Origin of the sequence: Ralstonia sp. TCR112 (assembly GCF_007997035.1) — a bacterium.
Classification (GTDB): domain Bacteria; phylum Pseudomonadota; class Gammaproteobacteria; order Burkholderiales; family Burkholderiaceae; genus Ralstonia; species Ralstonia edaphi.
This window is the reverse complement of sequence record NZ_VOSS01000171.1, coordinates 1-629: the sequence shown is the minus strand read 5'-3', so window position 1 is coordinate 629 and position 629 is coordinate 1. Positions and strand designations below refer to the sequence as shown.

General features: G+C 63.8%; 1 protein-coding gene. It reads left to right on the top strand.

Annotation, left to right across the window (positions count from 1 at the left end):
- Nucleotides 1-60: 60 nt before the first annotated feature.
- Nucleotides 61-629: TetR/AcrR family transcriptional regulator (locus tag FUT88_RS24915; protein WP_147219206.1), on the top strand; the 569-nt coding region annotated here is incomplete at its 3' end.

The window sequence follows — 629 nt, the reverse complement described above, 5'->3', positions numbered from 1 at the left end:
GACCCTGTCGCGAGCAGGGTCATGCAACTAGACGGTCGGTCTACTACAATGCCACCCATCATGAGCAAGCACCCCGAACCCGTCACCGCTGAAGGCGCCGAAGCCCGGCACGACACCCGCGACCGCATTCTGGACGCCGGTGCCGAGTTGATCCTCGGGCGTGGTTTTTCGGCCGTCGGGTTGGCGGAAATCCTGGGCCGTGCGCAGGTGCCGAAGGGTTCGTTCTATTACTACTTCGGCTCCAAGGAAGACTTTGGCGTTGCCATGCTGGAGCGCTATTTCCAGGACTACGACGCGGGCGTGGTCAGCCTCTTCAACGACACACGCCTCACCGCCCGCGAGCGGCTGCTGCGCTATTTCATGGCCTGGATCGATCTGCATGAGCGCAGCGCATGCGAAGTCACGTGCCTCGCGGTCAAGCTATCGGGAGAGGTGTCGGATTTGTCGGAACCGATGCGCAAGGTGTTGTCGAAGGGGATGACGCGCATGGTCGAGCGCATCGCCGCCGCAATTGAGGCCGGTGTCGCCGACGGTTCGTTGGGGCCCGTGCAGGACGCGCACGAACTGGCCGAAGGCCTGTACGCCATGTGGATGGGCGGTGCACTGCTGGCCAAGGCGCACCGCACGGT